General features: G+C 69.1%; 18 protein-coding genes. 5 read left to right on the top strand and 13 right to left on the bottom strand.

Going from position 1 to position 16358, the window contains the following annotated elements; translation table 11 throughout:
* Window positions 1–648 precede the first annotated feature (648 nt).
* The 4 genes from E0H45_RS11055 to E0H45_RS11040 all read right to left on the bottom strand — a co-directional run bounded on the left by E0H45_RS11055 (window position 649) and on the right by E0H45_RS11040 (window position 4327).
* Window positions 649–1002, bottom strand: a complete 354-nt coding sequence (locus E0H45_RS11055) for a DUF3817 domain-containing protein (RefSeq protein ID WP_131336704.1) — start codon at window positions 1000–1002, stop codon at window positions 649–651.
* Window positions 999–1778, bottom strand: coding sequence for an SURF1 family protein (locus tag E0H45_RS11050; RefSeq protein WP_238154903.1), 780 nt, complete (start codon window positions 1776–1778; stop codon window positions 999–1001). The genes E0H45_RS11055 and E0H45_RS11050 overlap by 4 nt, the downstream gene beginning before the upstream one ends.
* Before the next feature lie 156 nt (window positions 1779–1934).
* Window positions 1935–2882, bottom strand: a complete 948-nt coding sequence (locus E0H45_RS11045; RefSeq protein WP_131336702.1) for a D-alanine--D-alanine ligase family protein — start codon at window positions 2880–2882, stop codon at window positions 1935–1937.
* Between the two features lie 134 nt (window positions 2883–3016).
* Window positions 3017–4327, bottom strand: a complete 1311-nt coding sequence (locus E0H45_RS11040; RefSeq protein WP_131336701.1) for an aminotransferase-like domain-containing protein — start codon at window positions 4325–4327, stop codon at window positions 3017–3019.
* Between the two features lie 193 nt (window positions 4328–4520).
* Between E0H45_RS11040 and E0H45_RS11035 the strand changes: the two genes are divergently transcribed.
* The 4 genes from E0H45_RS11035 to E0H45_RS11020 all read left to right on the top strand — a co-directional run bounded on the left by E0H45_RS11035 (window position 4521) and on the right by E0H45_RS11020 (window position 6495).
* Window positions 4521–4721 (top strand): hypothetical protein, encoded by a 201-nt coding sequence (locus E0H45_RS11035; protein WP_131336699.1) that lies wholly within the window; start codon window positions 4521–4523, stop codon window positions 4719–4721.
* 61 nt (window positions 4722–4782) lie between these two features.
* A complete protein-coding gene (locus tag E0H45_RS11030) occupies window positions 4783–5436 on the top strand; it encodes a GNAT family N-acetyltransferase (protein WP_131336697.1) in 654 nt (217 codons plus the stop codon).
* A gap of 4 nt (window positions 5437–5440) precedes the next feature.
* A complete protein-coding gene (locus tag E0H45_RS11025; protein WP_131336695.1) occupies window positions 5441–5827 on the top strand; it encodes a DUF2784 domain-containing protein in 387 nt (128 codons plus the stop codon).
* A 29-nt stretch (window positions 5828–5856) separates the two neighbouring features.
* The gene (locus E0H45_RS11020) at window positions 5857–6495 is read left to right on the top strand and encodes a permease prefix domain 1-containing protein (RefSeq protein WP_202872249.1); all 639 of its coding nucleotides are present in this window, start codon (window positions 5857–5859) and stop codon (window positions 6493–6495) included.
* Here E0H45_RS11020 and E0H45_RS11015 read toward each other — a convergent pair.
* Entirely contained in the window at window positions 6475–6801 is a 327-nt protein-coding gene (locus E0H45_RS11015) for a PadR family transcriptional regulator (protein ID WP_130386477.1), read from the bottom strand. The genes E0H45_RS11020 and E0H45_RS11015 overlap by 21 nt on opposite strands.
* Window positions 6802–6874: 73 nt before the next feature.
* On the opposite strand from E0H45_RS11015, the gene E0H45_RS11010 reads away from it, so the two are divergent.
* The gene (locus E0H45_RS11010; protein ID WP_131336691.1) at window positions 6875–9001 is read left to right on the top strand and encodes an MMPL family transporter; all 2127 of its coding nucleotides are present in this window, start codon (window positions 6875–6877) and stop codon (window positions 8999–9001) included.
* 4 nt (window positions 9002–9005) lie between these two features.
* On the opposite strand, the gene E0H45_RS11005 is transcribed toward E0H45_RS11010, so the two are convergent.
* From E0H45_RS11005 to E0H45_RS10970, 8 genes are all read right to left on the bottom strand, one after another.
* Window positions 9006–9356, bottom strand: a complete 351-nt coding sequence (locus E0H45_RS11005) for a VOC family protein (protein WP_131336689.1) — start codon at window positions 9354–9356, stop codon at window positions 9006–9008.
* Window positions 9357–9436: 80 nt separating this feature from the next.
* Entirely contained in the window at window positions 9437–10381 is a 945-nt protein-coding gene (locus E0H45_RS11000) for a DUF6528 family protein (RefSeq protein WP_272948957.1), read from the bottom strand.
* A 61-nt stretch (window positions 10382–10442) separates the two neighbouring features.
* Complete coding sequence (locus E0H45_RS10995; RefSeq protein ID WP_131336685.1) at window positions 10443–11567, bottom strand: N-acetylmuramoyl-L-alanine amidase; 1125 nt, start codon at window positions 11565–11567, stop codon at window positions 10443–10445.
* Between the two features lie 32 nt (window positions 11568–11599).
* A complete protein-coding gene (gene trxA / locus E0H45_RS10990; RefSeq protein ID WP_202872325.1) occupies window positions 11600–11917 on the bottom strand; it encodes a thioredoxin in 318 nt (105 codons plus the stop codon).
* A 48-nt stretch (window positions 11918–11965) separates the two neighbouring features.
* Entirely contained in the window at window positions 11966–12949 is a 984-nt protein-coding gene (trxB, locus tag E0H45_RS10985; protein WP_131336681.1) for a thioredoxin-disulfide reductase, read from the bottom strand.
* A gap of 120 nt (window positions 12950–13069) precedes the next feature.
* Window positions 13070–13831 (bottom strand): anti-sigma factor family protein, encoded by a 762-nt coding sequence (locus E0H45_RS10980; RefSeq protein WP_131336680.1) that lies wholly within the window; start codon window positions 13829–13831, stop codon window positions 13070–13072.
* 114 nt (window positions 13832–13945) lie between these two features.
* Window positions 13946–14674, bottom strand: a complete 729-nt coding sequence (sigM, locus tag E0H45_RS10975; RefSeq protein ID WP_238154902.1) for an RNA polymerase sigma factor SigM — start codon at window positions 14672–14674, stop codon at window positions 13946–13948.
* A complete protein-coding gene (locus tag E0H45_RS10970) occupies window positions 14671–16335 on the bottom strand; it encodes a protein kinase family protein (RefSeq protein ID WP_131336678.1) in 1665 nt (554 codons plus the stop codon). The genes sigM and E0H45_RS10970 overlap by 4 nt, the downstream gene beginning before the upstream one ends.
* Window positions 16336–16358 lie beyond the last annotated feature (23 nt).

The raw sequence follows: 16358 nt of genomic DNA, 5'->3' as shown, positions 1-16358 counted from the left end.
CAGACGCCAGGGCTTCCACCCTGCGCCTAGGACTCTCGTCGCGCACCGGCGCGGAGCCCGCCCAGGCCGACGGCGGATGGCTGCGGATGGCGGCTGGTGGCTGGCGCGGAGGGATGGCGGGTCATGTGACCGGTGGCCGGATACAACCTGCCAGTGGAGAAACAGCCCGGCAGTGACCGGAGCGGACCCATACAGGGGACAAGCCGGATCGGGCAAGCCGAGGCGCCTGGGTTCGGGGCGGTGACCGCGACCCTCGCCATCACAGCGGGCGGCTCGGCCCCGGGCAGCCCCCGTGCCCTACCCGCGATCCGGCGGCGCCCATCCCCGCTGGCGCAGAGCCACTGCCGTCCGTTCGCGTCGCGCTGACCCGCTCCTGCCGGCGCAGCAGCCGCTGAACGCCGGGAAGTATCCGTGCCCGAGCGCGCGATCCGCCGTCTACCGACCCTGCCGGCGCGGAGCCGCTGTCAGCCATCCGACGCGCGCTGACCCCGCTGCTGGCTGTCCGCGAGGCCGCACAGCTGAGAGTCGAGAGTTGAGTCCAGCGGAGACGTCACGGCACGCCAATCGCACGTCAACCGCACGCTAGGTAGCGCGCCTAGCGGGTCGACTCAGGCACGCATGCGGGGCGAGATCCCGGTGCGGTGGGGGTTAGCGGCCGAGGAGTTCGTGGGTGGTTTTGCGTTCGGCGTAGAACGAGAGGAAGGGGATCGTGCCGGCGACTGCCATCAGGACGAGGCGGGGGAGGGACCAGCGGACTCGGCGGAAGAGGTCGAACGTGCCGAGCAGGTACACGACGTACAGGAAGCCGTGGAGGGGGCCGATCACGTTCATTGCGCCGGGGTTGTCGCCTAGGTACTTCAACGGCATCGCTACGAACAGCAGCAGGAGCAGCATCACGCCGACCACGTACGCGATCACGCGGTAGCGGGTCAGTGCGCCGCGGACGGCCGGGGTGAGCGGCTGCGCGCCGGCGGAGGTGGCGGGGTCGGCAGAGGAAGTCACGCTGAAACGGTACCGCTTGACTCCACAGCCTCTCCGACACGGTCACCCGTCCCCGAGTCACCTGCCGCCGGGTCGTCTGTGCCGGGGTCGTCTGTGCCGGGGTCGGCTGATGGGCCTTGGTCGGGTTCGCGGTGGGCGTCCAGGACCATGCGGGCCCACATCCACAGGGTGAAGGCGGCGAAGATCCACCACTGGACTGCGTAGGCGACGTTGCGCAGACCGGCGTGGTCCGTGGGTGGCGGGGGCGGTGCGACGATTGCCGGCGCGGGTGACGGTACGACGCCTGAATCCACGGCGGACTGTACGACGAACGCGTCGTACACCCGGTAGTTCACCAGGTGCACGATCGTCGGGATCCGCAGCGACGACAGCACTCGTCCCTTGGCGGCGTCGTCCGACGAGTCCTCGGCCTCGGACGCCACCACGGACCCGCTCAACCGCACCGGGCCGGAGGGCGCCGTGACGGCCGGATCAGAAGGCGAAGCGACCCATCCGCGGACGATCATCACAGCGTCGGTGCTGGAGAGCTTCAGCGGTGAAACGACCCACTGTCCGGCCCGCCCGTCCTGCAGGCGGTCGGCGATCAGGACCTGGTCCGCGGCTGGGCCCCAGGTGCCGTCGACGGTCACTCGCCGACCGACAGCCTTCGACGGTAGGCCCTCGTCGATCGAGAACAACGACTGCAGCTCGACCGGAGCTGCGGCGGCGCGCTGGGCGGTGGCGTTGGCCGTCTTCGATTGGTAGACGCTCAGTTGCCACACGCCCATGACCGTCATGACAGATGCGATCGCAAGGGCCAGCACGAGGAGCCCGGACCACTGAGGCGTCAGAACAGTCCGCCACAGCGGCCGACCAGACCCCCCACTAGCGGGCGTGTCCGTGGGGACGGCGGGTGCCGGGTCTTGGGGGTCGGGCATGGGTGGTTCCGGGGCTCAGCGGGCTGCTGCGGTGGCGAGCAGGTCGCGGCAGAGGACGCCGAGCTCGATCCCGGCTGCCTCGGCGGCCAGTGGGACGAGGGACGTCTCCGTCATGCCCGGCGCTACGTTCACCTCGAGGAACCACGGCACGCCGGCCGCGTCCACCACGAGGTCAGTCCTGGACAGGTCGCGCAGCCCCAACGCCTGGTGTGCCTGTACGGCGGCTGCGGCGCAAGCGCCGGCGGCCTCCGGCTCCAGCCGAGCAGGTACGACGAACTGCGTCGCGCCAGCCGTGTAACGCGCCTCGTAGTCGTAGAAGCCCGAGTCCGGCCGGATCTCCACGGCAGGCAACGCCCGCGGCCCGTCACCGACGTCGACAACCGTCACGGCCACCTCGGTCCCGTCGATGTACTGCTCGATCAACGCGACCGGCCCGTACGCGTAGCAGTTCACCATCGCCGACGGGAGCTCGTCGGCCGACCGCACGATCGACGCGCCCAGCGCAGACCCGCCACGCGCCGGCTTCACGACCAGCGGCAGCCCGACCTGCTGGATCACGGCTTCCATCAGCGCAGCGGCACCCAGCTCGCGGAACGTGTCGTGTCCGAGCACGACTGACGCAGGCGTGTGCAGTCCCGCGGCGCCGACGACTGTCGCGGCCACGGGCTTGTCGAACGCCGTACGGCACGCGGCCGCGTCGGCTCCGACGTACGGAACGCCGTACAGGTCGAGGACCTGGCGGAGTGCGCCGTCCTCGCCGGTGACGCCGTGCAGGACGGGGAAGACCGCGTCCGGGGGATCCTGGCGCAGACGATCGACCAGGGATGCGTCGACGTCGCGCTGCTCGACCTCCACGCCGACACTGCGCAGGGCGTCCGCCACTCGGCGGCCGGACCGCAGCGAGACGTCCCGCTCGTGCGACAGTCCACCTGCCAGTACCAGCACTCGACCCAGATCACTCATCACTAATATCCCGATCACTCGTGGGCGACTCCGGCACGGTCGCCGGTCCCGAGGCCCACTCGAACGGTACCCCTACCGAATCCTGGACCCCCGCCCGCCCGTAGGTCCCTTGCGCAACCTTTGCGAACCGGAAGCTAGCTCAGTTCCGGCCCTGGAGCGTCGTACCCGTGGCCGGCGCCTGGTGTCAGCGGGCCGAACGTGTGCCGGAGCTCGAGCTCCTCGTTGATCACCGCGGCGAGCCTGCCGACGCCGTCGGTGATCCGCTCCGGCGTCGGATGACAGTACGACAGCCGCATGCACTGGGAGCCGAAACCGTCAGCGAAGAAGGCCGTTCCGGGCACGTACGCGACCCGCGCCGTGACCGCCCGGGGCAGCATCGCCTTCGCGTCCAGCCCTTCCGGCAACGTCAGCCAGACGTAGAACCCACCCCGCGGCCGCGTCCAGGTGGTTGCCGCTGGCATCTTTTCCGTCAGCGCCGCGAGCATCGCGTCCCGGCGCTCGCGGTACATCTCCCGGAACTGCTTCACCTGGCCCATCCAGTCATGCCGGACCAGGTACGACGAGATTGCGAGCTGACTGAACGTCGGCGGGCACAGTGTCGCGGACTCCTGTGCCAGCACGAGTTTCTCCCGTACGGCGTGCGGCGCAACCGCCCAGCCGACCCGGAACCCGGGCGCGAACGTCTTCGAGAACGATCCGAGGTAGATGACGCCTTCGCGATCCTCCGCACGCAGCGCCTTCTGCGGCTCACCCTCGAACCCGAGCAACCCGTACGGGTTGTCCTCGAGGATCAGCAGCTCGGCCCGCTGGCAGATCTCCAGCACCCGGGCCCGCCGCTCGTCGGACAGCGAAACCCCGGCCGGGTTGTGGAAGTTCGGGATCGTGTAGAAGAACTTGATCCGCTTCCCGGCCGCGCGCACCGACGCGATCGCCTGCTCCAGCGCCTCCGGTACGACGCCGTCGTCGTCCATCGCCACGTGGACGACCTCGCACTGGTACGCACGGAAGACGCCGAGCGCGCCGACGTACGACGGCGCCTCGCAGATGACCACGTCGCCGGGATCGCAGAACACCCGCGTCACCAGGTCGACGGCCTGCTGGCTGCCGACCGTGACCACGACGTCGTCCGGATGGGCCTCGATGCCCTCCAGCCGCATGATGTCGCAGATCTGTTCGCGCAGCGTCGGGTCGCCCTGGCCGGAGCCGTACTGCATAGCGGTGGCGCCGCTGTCGGTCACCAGGTCGCGGACCGCGCTGCCGACCACGTCGAGCGGCAGACCGCCGATGTTCGGCATGCCGCCCGCGAGCGACACCACCTCCGGCCGGCTGGCGACCGAGAACAGCGCTCTGATCTCCGATGCGGTCATGCCCTTGGTCCGGGCTGCATACGCTTCGACGTAGTTGTCGAGACGGGTCTGCCGGACATCGGGCACGTCAGCACTCACGGGGGCCACTCCAACGGTGATCGAGGGGGAAGTCACCAGGTTACGTCGACAGACCCCAGTCGGGGCTGGGGATCGGCGTGACCTCTCACTACCATGCCTTATAGGGGCAGGTTCGACCATGCCGGAATCTGGCTGTTGAGACAGCCGGCCGGACTGGTGCGGCCTGAGAGGTGGACTCGGAAGGCGGATCAGGATGAGCGTGGGCAGGACAGCCGGCTGGACGCTCGGTGGCTTGGTACTGGGTGTGCTGGCGGGGTTCGCCGGCGAGCTGTTCAGGCGGCAACCCGCAGGGAAGGTGCAGCAGCGGTACGTCGCTCCCGAGGCGACCTGCACCACGGACGCGCGGACCCCGTCCCCCGTCCCCGAACCGGCGGCCGAACCAGCCGCCCGATGACGGTCCGGGCCGCACGCACCGTGACGAAGCTAACAGTCTGTACCGCCGATCGGATGCGCTGATGGCCCGACGGGTGGAACCGCTGACGCTCGCCAATCTCGGTGAGCTGCCGGTGCCCTGCCGTGACTGCGTGTTCTGGCAACTCGACCCGGTGGCCGCGCGCCGGGCCGACCGTAACGGTGACACCGGGCTGGAGAAGGAAGCCTGGCTGTCCCAGTTGCTGCTCGACTGGGGGACCGCCGGGATCGTGCTGTACGTCGACGACGAGCCGGCCGGGTACGCGGTGTACGCGCCGGGGACGTACCTGCCCCGGATCCAGGCGTTTCCGACCGCACCCGTCAGTTCGGACGCCGTCGTCCTCGCGACCGGACGGATCCTGCCGCGGTACCTGGGCCTCGGGCTCGGGAAGATCCTGGTCCAGGCGGTCGCCAAGGACGTGCTGAAGCGTGGATTCCGGGCAATGGAGGCGTTCGGGGACTCGCGGTGGGACGGGCCGGGCTGTGTCTGGCCGACCGACTTCCTGCGCGCGGTGGGCTTCGGGGTGGTGCGTGATCATCCGCGGAATCCGCGGCTGCGGCTGGACCTGCGGTCGGCGATCACCTGGCGCAGCGAGATGGAGGCCGCCGTCGAGCGCCTGATGGGCGCCATCCGGCCGGAGCAGGCCCCGACCGGGCCGGTGACGGTTCGGGACGCCTTGAGATCAGGCCCGGAGTAGCCGCATGGTCTGGCGGGCGCTGGCCGACGTGGTGATGATCGTGCACGGCGCCTTGCTGCTGTTCTTCGTGGTCGGCGCGTTCCTTGCGTGGCGCTGGCCGAAGCTGATCTGGGTCCACCTCGGCATCGTGGTGTGGAACCTCGTGATCGTGCTGGTCGACTTCGGCTGCCCGGTGACCGCGACCGAGAAGTTCTTCCGCCGGCAGGGCGGCGAGAGCGTCTACACGAGCGGGTACATCCAGCACTACCTCAACGGCAGGCTGTGGCCCGACGGCGCGACCCCGACCGCGGAGAAGGTCGGATTCGTCCTGGTGGTGATCGGGTACGTCGGCTTCTTCGTCATACGGCGGCGTACGAAGCTCAGGGGTGAGTCAGTGGGACCCCGGACGTGAGGTGGCGGCAGCCTCCTCATACTGGAGAGGTGCCCATCGACGCGTACCTCGCTGCCCTGAGCAAGGAGCTCTGGGGGCCCCGGCGTCGCAAGGCGGACCTGCTGGCCGAGGCCCGCGACCACCTGACCGACGCCAGCGAGGCTTTCGAGGCGGACGGGCTGGGCAGGTACGACGCAGAGAAGCACGCAGTGGCCGAGTTCGGCACACTCGAGGAGGTTGCGCCGGGCTATCGCGCGGACCTCGCCGTCAGCCAGAGCCGGCGTACGGCGGTGTTGCTGTTCGCGGCGTTGATCATCCAGCCGATCGTGTGGCGGGAGGGCGCCTGGAGCTGGAACAGCGGCCCGGACGATCCGAACCCGTTGAACGACCTCCTGCAGGCATTGGTTCGGAACGTCGGCACGATAGCCATGGTCGGCGCGGTTCTCGCGGTCGTTGCTGCCGGAATCGGTCTGCGGAGCCCGTTCGTACGGACTCACGTGACCAAAGTGACCACGCTCTTCGCGCTCGCGAACGCCGTGGCGATCGGCGGGATCGGCGTCCTGATGGCGTTGACCAGCCCGCATCCGAACGGTCTGCTCGACCTCAGCGTCGTCGGCGCTTTCGTGGTGCTGCCGCTCGTGCTGGTCGGCCAGCAGGCGGCGCGCGGCCTACGCCTGGCCCGGGCGTAACACGCCTTCCACCACAGCGCGGAACGTCACCCACTCCTGCTTGCCTGAGGCAAGCATCTTCGTACCGGCACTGGTGAGCTGGTAGGTACGGCGTTTCCGCCCGCCGACCGTGCTCCACTCGCTGGCCAGGTAACCGGCCCGCTCGAGGCGCCGGAGCGCCGGGTAGAGCGTGCCGGTCGGCAGATCGAGCTCGCCGCCGCTGCGCTCCAGCAACGCCTCCATGATCGCGTAACCGTGCAGTGGTTCGTGCTCGACGACCGCCAGGATCATCGGGTCGAGGTGTCCACGCAGCGCATCCGCCTTCATGTAGCCAGTCTACTCATATGTCTGTTACTGTCGAGAGGCAACATGTAGCCAACCTACTTATCAAGGATTCTCCATGACCGTGGACACCCAGATCCGACAAGCCACCCGGCCTGGTCTGCTGCACCGGGTCTCCGGGTGGGCGATGCGGCACGCCGGCCTCGCGCTCCTGCTCTGGGTGCTCGTGCTGGCCGCGGTCACCGCCGCGGCGACGGTGGTCGGCGCCAACTACAAGAACGACAACTCGTTGCCGGACACCGACTCCCAGCGGGTGACGGACATCTTCACGGCGCATCAGCCCAAGGGCGACACCGCGTCGGTCCAGCTCGTCTTCCAGGCCGACGGCGGTCTCGATGCGGAGAAGTCGCGGATCGCGTCGATGCTGGCGGTGGTCCGGGGCCTGCCACACGTCGCCTCGGTCGCCGACCCGTTCGCCGGTCCGGGCGCCATGTCGACAGATCGACGTACGGCGTACGCGACGGTCGGGCTGGATGTCGCGGTGGCGGACGTGCCGGTGGACGACGTACGGACGATCATCCATCGTGCCCAGGACTTCGGGCGGCCCGGATTCCAGGTCGAGGCCGGCGGGGATCTGGCGCGGAATGCTGCCGAGAGTTCGGGTGGCGCGTCCGAGGGTGCGGGAATCCTGGCTGCGTTGGTGATCCTGGTCTTCCTCTTCGGGTCGTTGCTTGCGGCAACACTTCCGTTGTTGACCGCGGTGTTCGCGGTCGGCAGCACGGTCGCGTTGCTGATGCTCGCGTCGCACCTGTTCACGGTGCCGGAGTACACGACGCCGGTGATGATGCTCGTCGGGCTCGGCGTCGGCATCGACTATGCGTTGCTGATCTTCTCGCGCTATCGCCACGAGTTGCTGAAGGGCGAGGCCGACGCGAAGGTCGTTGCCTTGGACACCGCGGGCCGCTCGGTGATGTTCGCCGGTTGCACCGTCGTCATCGCGCTCCTCGGCCTGCTGGCGTTGGGACTCGGTTCGCTGCAAGGCGTTGCACTCGGTGTCACGTTGACCGTGCTGATGACGATGCTCGCGGCGGTGACGTTGCTGCCGTCGTTGCTGACGCTGTTCGGGAAGCGGATCGAGCGGAGCGTGCGTAAGCATGCCGCGAAGCAGCGGCGTACCCCTGGCGACGGCTGGCGGAAGTTGGCCGGCGTTGTACAGCGTGGGCCGTGGGTGCCGCTGGTGCTCGGGGTTCTCGCGCTGGTGGCGTTGTCGCTGCCCGCGTTGGGGATGCGGCTCGGGTTCGCGGACGCGGGGACGGACGATCCGGCGAAGACGAGCCGGAAGGCGTACGACCTGTTGGCGGAAGGGTTCGGGCCTGGGTTCAACGGTCCGCTCGTCGTGGTTTCGGAGGGCGATCAGGCTGCGGCGCAGGCGCTCGGACAGACGTTGGCCGCTGATCCCGGGATCGCCGCGGTGACGCCGCCGCAGGTGACACCGGACGGCAAGGTCGCCACGGTGTTGGCGTTCCCGAAGTCGGCGCCGCAGGACGCGGCCACGAGCGACCTCGTGCAGCGGTTGCGCGACGACACCTTGCCCAAGCTCGAGTCACAGACCAGAGCGACGTACCTGGTCGGTGGGTCGACAGCGGCCGCGGACGACTTCGCGGCTGCGGTGAGCAAGCGGCTGCCGATCTTCGTGCTGGTCGTGGTGGGCCTGTCGGCGTTGCTGCTGATGGCGGTGTTCCGGTCGGTGCTGATCCCGTTGAAGGCCGCCGCACTCAATCTGCTCAGCATCGGCGCCTCGCTCGGGGTGATCACGCTGGTGTTCCAGCAGGGCTGGTTCGGTGCGCAGCCCGGGCCGATCGAGGCGTTCGTCCCGGTGATGATCTTCGCGATCGTGTTCGGGTTGTCGATGGACTACGAGGTCTTCCTGGTGTCGCGCATCCATGAGGAGTGGCGGCGTACCGGGGATGCACGGGTCGCGGTGCGCGAAGGGCTGGCGACGACGGGCAGCGTGATCACGGCGGCGGCCGCGATCATGATCGTGGTGTTCGGCGCGTTCCTGCTGAGCCCGGATCGGATGCTGAAGCAATTCGGCCTCGGCCTGGCAACGGCCGTCCTGTTGGACGCACTCCTGATCCGCTGCATCATCGTCCCAGCCGTACTCCGCCTACTCGGCAACCACGCCTGGTGGCTACCGAGCAGCCTCGAGCGACTCCTCCCGCGGATCGCGCTGGAAAAGGAGTAGCCCATCATTCGGTAGCGGCCACTCCGATCTTGTGGCCCTGCGCGTCGGCGAACACACCGAAGCTGGTGCCTGGCACGTGCTGAGCCGGCTGGACGATGTGTCCGCCCAGCCCCTCGGCACGCGCAAGAGTGGCTGCGACGTCCTCGACGGCCACGAAGAACAGCACCTCGTCCTCAGTGCTCTGCCGCGGACTGATGGCGACGTACGGTCCGCCCTCGGCCCCGGTGTCGATGAACGTGTATCCCGGAACTGCGCCCTCGGACGCGACCTTCCATCCGAACAACTCCGCGAAGAACTCCCGGGTCTTGTCGGGGTCCGCCGACCTGATCTCGGCATGGACGACTGGATGTGCCATGAACCCTCCCTGAACAGGCCCGGTGTCATCACCGAACTCATCCAGTTGACGAACGGCCCCTCCGGAAATCGACAGGCAGGTCACTCGTAGCGCGAGCTCCAGACGCGGGCCTTGTAGATCTCTGCACCGGTCAAGGTCCGCGTCGCCGCGGGTACGGCGAAGTTCACGGTGTCGGTGCACCACGTGGTTCGGCAGCCGGCCTTTGGGGACGTCCTGACCTGCTGGGCGTTCGGCATGCTGCTGATGCTCTTGATGCCTGCCTGGTCAAACGACGCGACGACAGCCTCGGCGGACTTGCTGACCTGATAGACCGTCGAGCCGGTCGATACCCAGAGCAGGTCGTGGTTCTCCAGCACCGGGGTCAGATCGTGGCCGCCGGCGGTCGGCAGAGTGATCACCGGACCTTCGGTGATCACCGGGTTCGCTGGTGTTCCGCTGAGCTTCAGGCCGGCCAATTTGCTGCCACCCAGAACCCAGAGCAGTTGCCGGGCGGGATCCCACTGCACGCCGTGCGCGTCCGGCAGCGGATAGGCGATGTACGACGCCGAGCCTTGGGATGCCTTGTAGATGCGGACGAATCCACCGGTGCTCGCAGCCACCGCAACGTTGCCGTCGGGCAGGAGCTCGATGCTGTGCGGGTTGTTGGCAGATCCAACGTTTGTGGCCCAGAGCCGCTGACCGGCCGGATAGCTGATCAGTCCGGCGAGGCCACGGGAGTCCGTCACGAGAGCGACGTACGCCCCGCTCTTCATCCGCAGTTTCACGTCGGACGGTAGACCCCAAGCGCTGGTCAGTCCGGAGAATCCGTTGCTGTTGGTGGGGGACCAGGTCCACTTCTGGGCGGCCGCGGTGTTCCAGTTCGCGACCGCCGGGTCCATCAACCGGATCCGGGCCGCCGACGCGTTGTCGTAGTCCTGGTCGGTGATCGCGACCAGTCGGCCGGCCTCAGCGGCTCCGGCGGCCTCGGGGGGTGATGGTGTGAGGAGTACTGCCAACAGACCGAGACAACTGAGCCAGCGGATCATTGCCACCCCCAGGTTGGAATGTCACAACCAACGGTAGGTGACCCGTTACTCGCTGACTAGCTCAGACGGTGAGTTGGCCGAAGCGGAGCATGCCGGTGGCGGCGTCCTGGTCCGGCGGGAGGTAGACGCGCTGGATGGCGACCACGATCGCCTCGGCGATCACGTCGCGGAAGGCCGGGTCGGCCAGGCGGGCGGAGTCGTGCGGGTTCGTGACGTACCCGATCTCGAGGCGCACCGCGGGCATCTTGGTCCGGCGGAGCAGGTCCCAGGTCTTGGCGTGGGTGTGGCAGTTAAGCAGGTCGGTGCGGGCGACGATCTCGCGCTGCACCAGGCCGGCGAACTGCTCGCCGACGCTCGACGTGGCACCGTGCAGGTCGTTGCCGTAGAAGTACGTCGCGACGCCCTGCGCGGCCGGGTTCATCGACCCGTCGGTGTGCAGCGAGACGCAGAGGTTCGCGTCCGTCTCGTTCGCGAACGCGGCCCGCTCCAGCTCGTCCGGCCCCTGATCGCGGCCACGCGACAAATACGCCCGTACGCCGGTGGCGCCGAGCCGACCCTCGATCCGGGCAGCCAGGTCGTACGCGATGTCGGACTCGCGCAGGCCGTAGCCCTCCCAGCCGTAGTCGAAGCCGCCGTGACCCGGGTCGATCACCACGGTCTTGCCGGACAGTCGCGGCCCGGCAGCGCGCACGGCTTCCCGCGCGCGCAGTGCGTCCGGGCGGCCGCCGGTCGCCATCGGCCGGATCCGCTGCAGTGCCTTGAACGTCGACGGCCCACAGGTGCCGTCGGCCGGCAGACCCATGTTGCGCTGGAACTCTGTCACCGCGCGCTGGGTGTCGGCGGCGAAGATCCCGTCGATCCGGGCGACCGCGAACCCGAGCTCCTGCAGTTTCGCCTGCAGGCTCAGCACGTCGTCACCACTCATCGGGTGCGACGGGACGTACGTCAGCAGCCGGTCGCCCAGCCGCCAGCGTGCGTCGTCGATCGCCCGGTACGTCTGCGGGCCGACGACCCCGTCGATCATCAGCCCGCGTTGCTGCTGGAATCCCCGGACGGCGTGCGCGGTCGCTTCGTCGTAGACGTCGTGGCCGCCGGTCAGCAGCCCGAGTCTTTGCAGCTTGCCGACGATCTCAGCGACCGCCTCACCGCTGTCGCCGATGCGGTACACGCCGTGCGGGGATTCCATCAGGTGTGACTCCTTGCCGGTGTGGCGGAACTTCAGGCAGTGAAGTCGGCGAGCTCCTTGAGCAGTGCCGCCTTCGGCTTCGCGCCGACGATGGACTTGGCGAGCTCACCGTTCACGTAGACGTTGATCGTAGGGATACCGGTGACCCTGTAGTTGCTCGGGGTAACCGGGTTCTCGTCCACGTTCATCTTCAGGAACGTGATCTTGTCGCTGTGGTCCTGCGCCAGCTCCTCCAGGATGGGGGACACCTGGCGGCAAGGGCCACACCACTCGGCCCAGAAGTCGACCAGGACCGGCTTGTCGCTCTTCAGCACGGTCTGGTCGAACTCGGCGTCGGTGACAGCGTTCATCTTCTCGCCCACGGGCGTAACTCCTTCAGTGATGTGTGAGGTTCAGGTTCAGACGGAGACAGGCTCGGTGGCGGCCGCCGCGTGCTCGGCGTCCTCCAGGGCGGCCAGGTAGCGCTCGGCGTCCAGGGCGGCCGCACAGCCGGTGCCGGCGGCGGTGATCGCCTGCCGGTAGGTGTGGTCCACCAGGTCGCCGGCCGCGAACACACCGCGCAGGTTGGTCTCGGTGCTGCCCTCCTTGACCAGCACGTAGCCCTCGTCGTCCAGGTCGACCTGGCCCTTGACGAGCTCCGAGCGCGGGTCGTGGCCGATCGCGATGAACAGGCCGGTGGCCGGCAGTTCCCGGGTCTCGCCGGTGACGGTGTCCTTCAGGGTCAGGTGGGTGAGCTTGTCGTCACCGTGGATCTTGTCGACCGCGGAGTTCCACTGGAACTCGATCTTGTCGTTGGCGTACGCCCGGTCGGCCATGATCTTCGAGGCCCGCAGCTCGTCGCGGCGGTGCACCAGGTGCACCTTCTTCGCGAACTTGGTCAGGAAGGTGGCCTCCTCGACGGCGGAGTCGCCGCCGCCGACGACCGCGATCTCGTGGTCACGGAAGAAGAAGCCGTCGCAGGTCGCACACCAGGACACACCGTGCCCGGACATCCGGTCCTCGTCGGACAGGCCGAGCTTGCGGTAGCCCGAACCCATCGCCAGGATGACGGCCTTGGCACGGTGCTCGGTGCCGGCCGAGTCGGTGACGACCTTGATGTCGCCGGTCAGGTCGACCTTGGTCACGTCGTCGGCCACCAGCTCGGCGCCGAAGCGCTCGGCCTGGGTGCGCATCTCGTCCATCAGCGCCGGGCCCATGATGCCCTGCGAGAAGCCCGGGAAGTTCTCCACCTCGGTGGTGTTCATCAGCGCGCCACCGGCGGTGACGGAGCCCTCGAAGACCAACGGCTCCAGTGCCGCGCGTGCGGCGTACACCGCGGCGGTGTAACCGGCCGGGCCGGAGCCGACGATGATGACGTTGCGGACTGTGGTGGAGTCGCTCATACAGGCGTTCCTCGGTGTCGTCGAGACAGTGACGTCGTACTCAACGGATCCTAGAGGCCGACCATTCCCACGGTACCCATCGCGGGGCCGCGCTACCGCATCGCCGTACGGCGTGTGGACTCAGCGGTTGCCCAGCGTGACCGTGGTCTCGAAGAACGAGCTGGGTACGCCGCCCGGCACGCTACATCCAGTGACCGCGAAGACCTGGATCTCACCCGGCCCCGAACCCTGCAGCCCGATGATCGTGGCCCGCTTGCCGTCGATCTTGGCGGGCTGGACCAGCCGGACGTTCGAATTCGCGTGGCCGACCGCGAACGACCGGGCGCACGACTGCTCGTCGGCCGAGCCGTGCAGGATCGAATGCGGGGTGTGGTCCAGCCACCGCTTCGTCGACGGGCCGATGTCCTTGGTGCTGACCGCCACCGCGTCGGCCGGCGGGCTGTTCTGGTCGGCGGAGGCGGCGCCCTCGGTCGCCTGGTCCTTGGTGGCGATCACCACGCCGACGCCGAGTGCGGCGATCAGCACCACACCGGCCGCCGCACCGAGCAGCTTCGGCAGGTGCCGGCGCGGCTCCTCGCGGATCTGAGCCAGCGAGTGCACGCCGACCGTGGACGCGCGGAGCACCGACTCGGACACGATCACCGCATCCAGGTGCTCGGCGACGTCGGCCGGGATCGGGATGTCGCTGCGGCCCTCTTCGGCCAGGTCGGTGGTCAGTTGCAGAAGGGCGTCATATGTCTGCTGGCACTCAGGGCATGCCTTCACATGCTCACGAGCGCGGTGCGCCTCGGGGGCAGGCAGCAGGTTCTCGATCAGGTCGGCGATCGTGTCCGTGTCCAGGTGCTCGAGGTGCTCACTGGTCGGCAGACCGGGATCGGTCATGGGGGCTCGCCTCCTCACGGGAGGTGCGCAGCGTGGTCATAGAAAAACTCCGGTCGAAGGCGTCAGTCGTCCGGTCGCCAGAGGCAGGCGACTTCGCTACGACGGGGGACCGGCTCATTCGGTTCCCACCGCTTCCGTGGCGGACTTCCCCGGTACGTCGGACTGCCGGGTCGTCTGCCAGTGACGCAACAGCGGGAGCAGCTTGGCGCGACCGCGGGCGCAGCGCGACTTGACCGTGCCGGGGGCGCAGTCGAGGATCGCGGCCGCCTCCTCGATCGAGTAGCCCTCCATGTCGACCAGGACCAGCGCGGCGCGCTGGTCCTCGTTGATCTGCTTCAGTGCGTGCAGCACGTCCAGCCGGCGTTCCCGGACCTCGGCCGGGTCGTCCTCGGCCGGCCCGGCCAGCTCGGCGGCGCGGTCCTCGTCCTCTGGCAGCGGGTCCGCGGCGCGCACCTGGCGGCGGCGGATCCGGTCCAGGCAGGCGTTCACGACGATCCGGTGCAGCCAGGTGGTCACCTTCGCGTCCCCGCGGAACGAGTCGGCCCGCCGGAACGCCGAGATGAAGGCCTCCTGGAGCGCGTCCGCGGCCTCCTCGGGCTCACCGAGGGTGCGGATCGCGACCGCCCACATCCGGTCCCGGTGCCGCTTGACCAGGAACCCGAACGAATCCGGGTTGCCGGACACGTGCATCCGCAGCAGCTCGTGGTCGTCCAGTTCGTCGTAGCTCACCGGACCGCTCGTCGGGGCAGGCTGCACCGCACCCTGCGGCACCGGCTCGCCCGCGCCGATGCGCGGGACGTCCGGCCGGGGCGGCGGATTGCCCGAGTCCACGTGAGCGGTCATTTCTGGATCGTGACCTCCGAGATGATGCCCTGATAACCGTCAGACACCTTCGGCAGCTTCGTCAGCCACACCAGCACGTACTGCGACTGGGTCCCGGCCGGCAGGGTCACGGTCACCGTACCCTCGGGCTGGTCCTCCTTGGCCGCCACCGCCTTCCAGCCGTCGATCGACGACGGCGGCTTGGTGGTGTCACCGGTCGGGACCAGCACCTGGAGGCTGGTGTCGTCACCCACCAGCGCGACCGCGACGCTCGAGACGGAGGTCTTCGCGCCGAGGTTGTAGTAGATGCCGACGCCCGGCTTCAGGCCGCCGAGGTTCGGCCGCTTCTTGTACGACTGCGTCTTCCAGACCGTACTCGGGTCGCCGTCGTACGTGTTCGGGACGTCCTTGGGGTGCTCCACGTTGTCGCCCGGCGGCGGGTCGAAGTCCTTGGCGCCGGCGATCACCGCCTTCCCGCCGGTGGTCGCCGACGGGGTGGTGCTGGTCTGCGGCGGGGCACTGCTCTTCGAGCCACCGTCGCCGCTGCCCTGGTCGTTGTTCATCGCGCCCTTGAGCAGGAACTGCGCCATCGCGATCACCGACAGCAGGGCCAGGATCGCGAGCAGGATCAGGATCCGGCCGCCCCATCCGCCCTTAGCCTTCGGCTCCTCGTGCCGGCGCCGGCCGTTCCCGTTCGAGGGCGGCGGTGGCTGCCGACGTACCGGACGGGTGTCGGCGGCCTGGTTGTACGCCGGTTGCGGCGGGCGGTACCCGTTCGGCTCCTCGCCGTACGCCGGTTGCGGGGTCGGGTCGATCGCCGGCGGCGAGGCCTGCGGCACCACCTGGGTGGCGTCGTCGACGCTGCCGTTCTGCCGGGCGACCTGGACGGTCTCGTCCATCTGGTTCGGCGGCTCGTGCGAGCTGCCGACGACGCCGGACAGCGCCGCGGACAGGCCGGCCGCGCTGGTGATCGGCGGCGCGTGGTGCCGCGGCGGGTCACCGAGCAGGCGGTCGCAGATGTCGTCCAGCGAGCGCGGTACGCCGGCGCGCACCTGGCGCGGGCTCAGCAGCCGGCCGTGCTCGACGGGCGCGGGCTGCAGTCCCCAGGCCGGAGCCGGACCGGGCCAGCGGCCGGTCAGCGACGCGTAGAGCAGCTGGCCGAGGGAATGGACGTCCTCTTCCGGCGAACCGGCGCCGGACGACCGCAGGGCCGCCTCGGTGGCGACACCGATGACCTTGATCGCGCCCGCGTCCGTGATCACCACGGTCGCCGGGCTGATCGCTCCGTGCGCGTAGCCGGTGCGGTGCAGGTTCTCGAGGGCCTCGGACACCTCGCGGGCCAACCAGCCCGCCTGCTGTCCGGTGAGCGGTCCGCTGCCGAGCATCCGCTCCAGCGTCCGGCCGCCCGCCCACTCGCGAACGCAGTACGTCACGCCGTCGTGCATGTCGCAGTCGAGGACCCGCAGGAAGCGCGGGTCGTTCGCCGCGGCGGCCCGGCGGGCAGCGTCGAAGAGCAGATTGGTCCGCGGGTCACCGACCGGCAGGACGTCGACGACGACCGCGCGGCTGAGGACCTCGTCCACGGCACGCCATACCCGGGCTCCGTCGATCTCCGCGAGCAGCTCGGCGATCCGGTACCGCCCGGCCAGGAGGGCACCAGGACTCACGGTCTGGTTCGACACGGTGTCTCTCGCCCTCCAATGTA

The organism is Kribbella soli, from assembly GCF_004331345.1.
Taxonomy (GTDB): Bacteria; Actinomycetota; Actinomycetes; order Propionibacteriales; family Kribbellaceae; genus Kribbella; species Kribbella soli.
This window is presented reverse-complemented; position numbering and strand designations above follow the sequence as displayed.

Excerpts from the sequence above, each read along its gene's own strand:
- E0H45_RS11000 (WP_272948957.1), bottom strand. The coding sequence starts at position 10,381 with ATGATCCGCTGGCTCAGTTGTCTCGGTCTGTTGGCAGTACTCCTCACA.
- E0H45_RS11045 (WP_131336702.1), bottom strand. The coding sequence starts at position 2,882 with ATGAGTGATCTGGGTCGAGTGCTGGTACTGGCAGGTGGACTGTCGCAC.
- E0H45_RS11015 (WP_130386477.1), bottom strand. The coding sequence starts at position 6,801 with ATGAAGGCGGATGCGCTGCGTGGACACCTCGACCCGATGATCCTGGCG.
- E0H45_RS11035 (WP_131336699.1), top strand. The coding sequence starts at position 4,521 with ATGAGCGTGGGCAGGACAGCCGGCTGGACGCTCGGTGGCTTGGTACTG.
- E0H45_RS10980 (WP_131336680.1), bottom strand. The coding sequence starts at position 13,831 with ATGACCGATCCCGGTCTGCCGACCAGTGAGCACCTCGAGCACCTGGAC.
- E0H45_RS10995 (WP_131336685.1), bottom strand. The coding sequence starts at position 11,567 with ATGGAATCCCCGCACGGCGTGTACCGCATCGGCGACAGCGGTGAGGCG.
- sigM (WP_238154902.1), bottom strand. The coding sequence starts at position 14,674 with ATGACCGCTCACGTGGACTCGGGCAATCCGCCGCCCCGGCCGGACGTC.
- trxA (WP_202872325.1), bottom strand. The coding sequence starts at position 11,917 with ATGAACGCTGTCACCGACGCCGAGTTCGACCAGACCGTGCTGAAGAGC.
- E0H45_RS11005 (WP_131336689.1), bottom strand. The coding sequence starts at position 9,356 with ATGGCACATCCAGTCGTCCATGCCGAGATCAGGTCGGCGGACCCCGAC.
- trxB (WP_131336681.1), bottom strand. The coding sequence starts at position 12,949 with ATGAGCGACTCCACCACAGTCCGCAACGTCATCATCGTCGGCTCCGGC.
- E0H45_RS11030 (WP_131336697.1), top strand. The coding sequence starts at position 4,783 with ATGGCCCGACGGGTGGAACCGCTGACGCTCGCCAATCTCGGTGAGCTG.
- E0H45_RS11050 (WP_238154903.1), bottom strand. The coding sequence starts at position 1,778 with ATGACGGTCATGGGCGTGTGGCAACTGAGCGTCTACCAATCGAAGACG.
- E0H45_RS11010 (WP_131336691.1), top strand. The coding sequence starts at position 6,875 with ATGACCGTGGACACCCAGATCCGACAAGCCACCCGGCCTGGTCTGCTG.
- E0H45_RS11025 (WP_131336695.1), top strand. The coding sequence starts at position 5,441 with ATGGTCTGGCGGGCGCTGGCCGACGTGGTGATGATCGTGCACGGCGCC.